The 6683-nt window shown below is 29.0% G+C and carries 6 protein-coding genes; all 6 read right to left on the bottom strand.

Annotated elements, in window-relative coordinates; genetic code table 11:
- Window positions 1-25 precede the first annotated feature (25 nt).
- Window positions 26-1432, bottom strand: a complete 1407-nt coding sequence (locus JJE11_RS01110) for a PLP-dependent aminotransferase family protein (protein ID WP_291632403.1) — start codon at window positions 1430-1432, stop codon at window positions 26-28.
- Window positions 1433-1458: 26 nt separating this feature from the next.
- The gene (locus JJE11_RS01115; RefSeq protein ID WP_291632404.1) at window positions 1459-2355 is read right to left on the bottom strand and encodes a nucleotidyltransferase domain-containing protein; all 897 of its coding nucleotides are present in this window, start codon (window positions 2353-2355) and stop codon (window positions 1459-1461) included.
- 370 nt (window positions 2356-2725) lie between these two features.
- Complete coding sequence (locus JJE11_RS01120; protein WP_291632405.1) at window positions 2726-3208, bottom strand: hypothetical protein; 483 nt, start codon at window positions 3206-3208, stop codon at window positions 2726-2728.
- Window positions 3209-3402: 194 nt separating this feature from the next.
- A complete protein-coding gene (hflX, locus tag JJE11_RS01125; RefSeq protein ID WP_291632406.1) occupies window positions 3403-5190 on the bottom strand; it encodes a GTPase HflX in 1788 nt (595 codons plus the stop codon).
- A gap of 722 nt (window positions 5191-5912) precedes the next feature.
- Window positions 5913-6275: a VOC family protein gene (locus tag JJE11_RS01130; protein WP_291632407.1), complete on the bottom strand. Its 363-nt coding sequence runs from the start codon at window positions 6273-6275 to the stop codon at window positions 5913-5915.
- 92 nt (window positions 6276-6367) lie between these two features.
- A partial coding sequence (locus JJE11_RS01135; RefSeq protein ID WP_291632408.1) for an MYG1 family protein occupies window positions 6368-6683 on the bottom strand: 316 nt, incomplete at its 5' end.

Here is a 6683-nt window from a genome sequence, read left to right on the forward strand (position 1 = left end):
CTCACCTTACCTTATAGCCATATTTTTATTTTCCATCTAATATATCTGAGATAATTTTAATGCCTTCTTCTATTTGAATTTTCCTTATTTCGGAAAAATTCAATCTAAAATAATTATTGCCTTCTTCAGCATTTTTATAAAATAGAATCCCTGGTGTAATTAGAACTTTCATACTCTTACACTTATAAAACAATTCCATGGAATTAATTTTAAGTTTAGGATTTATCTTAAAATAAAAATGAATTCCACCTTCAGGAGTATAATAACTAACCTTATTGTCTAAATGTTTTTCTATACAATTCTTCATAAATTCATATTTGTCTTTGTATGCCATATTGAGATGGCCTATGTGCTCTTTCCAAAGATCTTTATTTATATATAAATCTAAAGCGCGCTGCATAAGACTTGAAGTAGATATATCTGTATTAATTTTTGAATTCTCAATATGCTCTTTATATTTCTGTGGGGATATCATATATCCTAGCCTTATGCCTGGAAGAAATATCTTTGAAAAACTCTTTATATAAATAACCCTGTCATTTATATCTAAGCTCTTAAAACTCTTATATTGCTTTTGGTCATATATTAGCTCAGATAAATAATCGTCTTCAACAACATAAAAATCATATAACTCTGCAAGTTCTAATATTTTCAGCTTTTTCTCCAAACTATAAGTTGCTCCCGTGGGATTTTGAAAATAACTCATGGCATAAAAGCATTTTATTCTATTCTTTTTTAGTATCTCTTCAAATTGATATAAATTTATACCATCCTTTAAAATATCAACTTCAAATATATTAGCCCTTCTCCATTTAAAAACCGTTAGTGCACCACCATAGGTGGGCTTTTCTACAACAACATTATCATGAACATTTATTATAGATTTTGATACGATATCAATACCCTGTTGTGCACCTGAAACAATCAATATATCATCAGCATCTACCTTATTGTCCCAAAAAAAGCTACTTATACTATTTCTAAGTCCCGCGTATCCTAAGGACTCCTTATAAGCAAAAGCCTCCGCGCCATCTCTATCTAATACCTCATTTAATACATCTTTAAAGACTGTTACAGGGAAAAATTCACTACTGGTGATTTCACCAGTAAAATCCACATATTCTTTTATGTCTTTCCCAGAGATTTTCTTTAAGGTGTTAGAATATTCCTTTTTAAACTTTATGTTTATATCTCTTCTTTTAGCATAAGTTCCACTACCCATTTTTTGATATGCATACCCCTCAGCTTCAAGCTTCTTATAGGCGCTAACTATTGTAACCTCATTGACCATCAATGTTTTTGATAATTTCCTTATAGAGGGTAATTTTTCACCATCTTCAATGCTATTTTCATCAATCATTTTTTTTATATGCTTTGATATTTCTATGTACTTTGGAACTTCGGAACTAAATTTAATTTCATATTTTTGCATATCTCCACCTACTTATTTCTGAAATATTAAACGAAGTAAACATTTTGTTTAAACAAGATTTTATCCTTATCAATCTTAAAATCTCTTGTCTCCTTTTTAATAATATCTTTTTCCCAAAGTTTATTGAGCAATTCCTCCATATCTATATCAAAATCCTTAAACAAATCCTCCTCCATAATTTGCTCAGCACTTAAGAACTTATCTTTTTCTCTCATATAGTTTAAAAGCAAGGCACAATTGCTCCTAATACTTGCATTAATTCTTTGTTCTAAAAATTCCATAGTTTCTTTAATAGTCTCTTCTATTTCTGATTTTCCAAAAAATAATTTATCTACGCAAAGTTTAAACTCCTCATTTAAATTAAGTGCCATAGCCATAACATCCTTGCTAATCATATATCCAGATGAATTAATAAATAGTCTTGAATACTTCTCTATACAACTTATTGCAGCACTATAAGACGTATAAATCCCATTGCTCGATAAATATTTTTTACATACTCCCATATCTTTTAACAGCTTTCCTAAATAACACATGCCCCAACGTTCTCTATCAACATCAGGATAAAATCTGCCACCATCATACTTTACTGTTATATCCATATCTTTTGAAAATACTAACCTTGAAGATGAGAAAATTCTATGCATGTATCCACCCTTTAGATTATCAGAATAAATTTGTAGAAATTTATTCTTACCCATGAGTTTAATATGAACAGGTACATCCTTCTCTTCTGTATATATGTCCCTAATTTTTTCAAAATCCTCCTTTACAATTACGAAAAGATCAATATCTGATTCTTTCCACAAATCACCGGTAACCATACTTCCGAAAACCATTACTGATAAAACGCCTTCATCAATCTTTATTCTATCTACTACGCTATTAAATGCTCTTTGATATTTTAAAATAGTTTTTGTCATTAACTTTACCCCCCAAGTTTTTATTGTCACTACCTCTATATTAACAGTATCTTTTTAAAAAAGTTCTTATATTATTCCTTTATCCTTCATTATAACACAATAATTTTCACAATTGCATTTTTTTGCCTAAGCTATTGCATTTAGTACATTTTTTTACCAATGGCATTACCTCCAAATTAAATATCCTATTTATTTTAACCAGTTTCGATTAGGCATATGTATGAAAATAAAGTAGCACACTGACTTGTGATTTTTTTGAACATGCCTTATATTAATCATCATCCTAAAACATAAATATATAAGTTTCTAAAAAAATAAAAAGAATCAAGTTTAATTTAAATAAACCTGTTCCTTTTATCATAATAAAAAATCATTTACATTTACAATCATACTTTGATAGTTTCAGCATGTTATCAACTTTACATTTTAATACTTTGATTAAATCATCAGAAATTCCGTTAATTTCATCAGTTAATTCTAAAGCATCTTTTATTTTTGAACTACGTCCAAAATTTATACTTGCCACATTTTTTGCAGAAGTTGAATAATCTAAAGACGCAAGAGATAAAGTATACAAAGTGTCTATTAATGGTCTTACATCATTTTCAAAATAAGCTCTTGCTTTAAAATCTAATGGTAGTCTATCTACTTCATATCTTAAAACATTTATATTTACAGCCTCATCTGCCAATGTTGCAACATCAATTTTCTTAGTTGTGGTTGAAGTATCCGCACTTGACTGCTTAACAGGGTTACCTTCATTCTGTGTCTCATTTTGGGTCTTAGGATTATATTTTTGTGTCTTTTTAACATGCCTCTTTTTCTTATCTGAATTTGATTTTTCCTCTCCCATATCTACTCCTAAATCCTATGATAATTGCTATAGATTTTTTAGGCATATTCAAGAAAATTACAAGTCAGTATTCTTGACTATTTCCTTGACTATGCCTTATTTAATTATATAAGCTAACCACAGACTTTATTACACTTTTAATGATTTTTTTATAGAATAATAATGATTTTTATATGGAATAATAATAATTTTGTCTAGACTAGAATATATTTTTGACACTTATTATAAATTTCGTCATCCCCTTGTACTGACATAAGTGTTCCCTCTTCATTGTATTCTTCTGAATCAACTTTTGAACCTCTATGCAGATATGCCACCATGGCTTGATCCGTGTATGGAATAAGCACTTTAAAATTCTTAAGGGTATATGGAAGTTCTTCGCAAGCTTCTTTCAATAATTCTTCCAAATTCGTACCATATTTAGCTGATATTTCCATGCATTTTAAGTTTTTATATTTTTCTCTAATTTTCAAGATATTTTCTGGTGAGGCTTTATCGACTTTATTTAATAACAGTATCATCGGCTTATCAATTGCCCCAAGTTCCGTTAAAACTCCATCTACAGCTTCTATTTGTAACTCTGCAGTACCAGATGACACATCTACCACATGAAGCAATAAATCTGAATATACCACTTCTTCAAGAGTTGATTTAAAAGCCTCCACTAAGTCATGAGGAAGTTTTCTTATAAATCCTACGGTATCCGTTACTGCTGCTACTCTATTATCAGGTAATAGTAATGCTCTTGTTGTTACGTCTAATGTTGCAAAAAGCATATCCGCTTCAAACACTTTTTCCTTTTGCACCACACTTTTTATTGCGGCTATATCACATAATGCATTTCTAAGTGTTGATTTTCCAGAATTGGTGTACCCAACTAATGACACTTTTGATATACTTTCGCGATTTCTCTTTTCTCTTTGTACATTTCTCGTAGTTCTGATTTTTTCTAATTCTTTATTTAAATCAAAAATACCTTCTCTTATGCGCCTTTTATCTATCTCTAACTTCTTTTCTCCTGGGCCTCTTGTTCCAATCCCCGCACCGGTTCTTGATAACATAGTTCCAAGTCCAGTTAAACGTGGTAATCTATATTTTAATTGTGCAAGCTCAACTTGAATTTTCGCTTCCCTAGTTCTTGCTCTTCGTGCAAATATCTCTAGTATTAGTGTAGTTCTATCTATAACTTTACAACCAAGCACTTCCTCCAGATTTCTAACTTGAGAACCAGATAATTCATCATCAAAAATAACTATATTTGCCCTTAGTGCTTGCCTAATAACCGCTATTTCTTCTGCTTTACCACTCCCTATATATAAAGCTGGATCTATTCTATGTCTATTTTGCAGTATTGTGTCTATAGTTTCTACATTACAAGCCTTTGCGAGTTCCCTTAGTTCTATCAAATCTTCTTCACTTTCTATCCCTACTAAAATAGCACGTTCAACATCATCTTCAATAATTTCATTTGTTTTCATTAGTTTTTCGATGTGCTTAATTTTATCTACAATATCATAATCTATTACGTCATTTATATTTATTGGTCCTACTTCTTCTTCTATTAAAATACCATTTTCTATTCCACAAAAGCCTATGTTATACCTCAAGTTTTCCTTTTCTGCTATTCCAATAGCCACTATACAATCTAACTTTAATTTAATTAAAGCTGACATATCTAACGCAGATAATCTAGAATTTCCATTTGGATGAGTGTGTATAATTTTAACCCCAGATAATCGCCCTTCTCTTATATCAATTATAGGCAATTCTACTGTACTACTGTCACCAATTGCCATACTAATTATTTTACCTTTTCTATCAATTGCCGCACTTATCTCTCTATCCAAATCTTGCGTTACCTCGACTAGTATATCTACCAATTCTTCAGACAAAATACAATCTTTAGATACTCTTATTTCACAAGCATTTTCTAGTTTATTTAAAATTGAATTTTTAACCCCATCTATATTTCCATATATCATTTTAAATCACTCCATTCTACTAATATTATAATAACTTTTCTCATTCTTATACTTAACAACGTTCATATAATTTTATACTATTGTATCAACATTGTAAATGCATTGTTGTTTCTATTACAACTCAATACTAACATAGTTACTAATCCATCTTATAAATTTACAATTAAGATAAATAGAATCTAAAACAGTTCCATTGATGCCTATAGTTGTTAAAATATGTAGTCTACCTATCTCTCATTTTCTTATATATAAATTATACAAAAATAGTACCCATAGTCAAAACACTTTTTTCAAGTATCCTTCCTATAGGTACCATTATAAATGGCATCTCTTTTTAATTTAATTAAATATATTATTTACTTACTGCTTACAAATAAAGATATTATAAACCCTAATACAAAAATAGGAAAATAGGAAAAAATAGATATTTTCAAAAATGTTAAAAGTTTATTCTCAAATTGTTTTGAATATATTATGTTAAAAATAGAACACCAAATGAAAGGAAATATACTAAAAACCAAAGCACATGAAAGTCGTGATACCCATATGTTTTGTGTGTAAAAAGATATAAAAAACATAGAAATAGCACCAATAGTTATAGAGATACATATTGATATAATCAGTATAATTAAAAATGATGTATTCCTTTTATAAGCTTTAAAAAGTTCTTTAATTCTAATCACCCACTTTTTTATATTTTATATATTCTACTTTATATTCTATTAAATATTCTCTACAAACTGAATTTTTAATCCATTTGGATCTAATACGTAGAAAAACTTGGTATGCGGATTGGGTTGAAATGGTCCACTATTAATATCTATACCTTTTTCCTTAACTAAAGCCATCATTTCATCTAATGAGTTCACTTCAAATCCAAGCGATATATCCTCTCCTAATCTTACTTCTTTAACAGCTTCATTACATATCAATTCAATCTTTGTTTCTCCATCTCCTAAGAATGCAATTTCTACTGCTGGCCCTGCATTAAATCTTCTACTCACATTAAGACCAACTATCTCCTTGTAAAACTTTATAGATTCCTCTAAATTTATAACCATTAACGTACTCCAACAAAATTTCATAATTTGGTTCCTCCCTTTTTTAATTTTATATTACTTATATTTATAACAATAATATTCTTTTGATATCTACTATACTATTTTTTATATAAATTTTAAAGTGATAAATTTGCTATTTTTAAAGCACTCTCTATACTTTTAGTTGAAGCTATAAAGCCTGCTTTGTGACAAAATATTGCATCATCTATTTTAATTATAGAATTTATTTCTTCATCTGATTTTCCTCTTATCGATTCTAATATATCTTTTCTTGCTTCAAAAGTGCCAACGTTTTTCTTTACAGTCTGTATCTTATACTCTACATTATTATCATCTGGAGAAATAACAAACAATACCTCACTATTTATATCTATTTTAAGTAACTGTTGTAGCCAAGGGCACCCATTTTTCAAAACCATTATTTCATTAGTA

It is taken from the genome of Clostridium sp. (genome assembly GCF_016650095.1).
Lineage (GTDB): Bacteria > Bacillota > Clostridia > Clostridiales > Clostridiaceae > Clostridium_AD.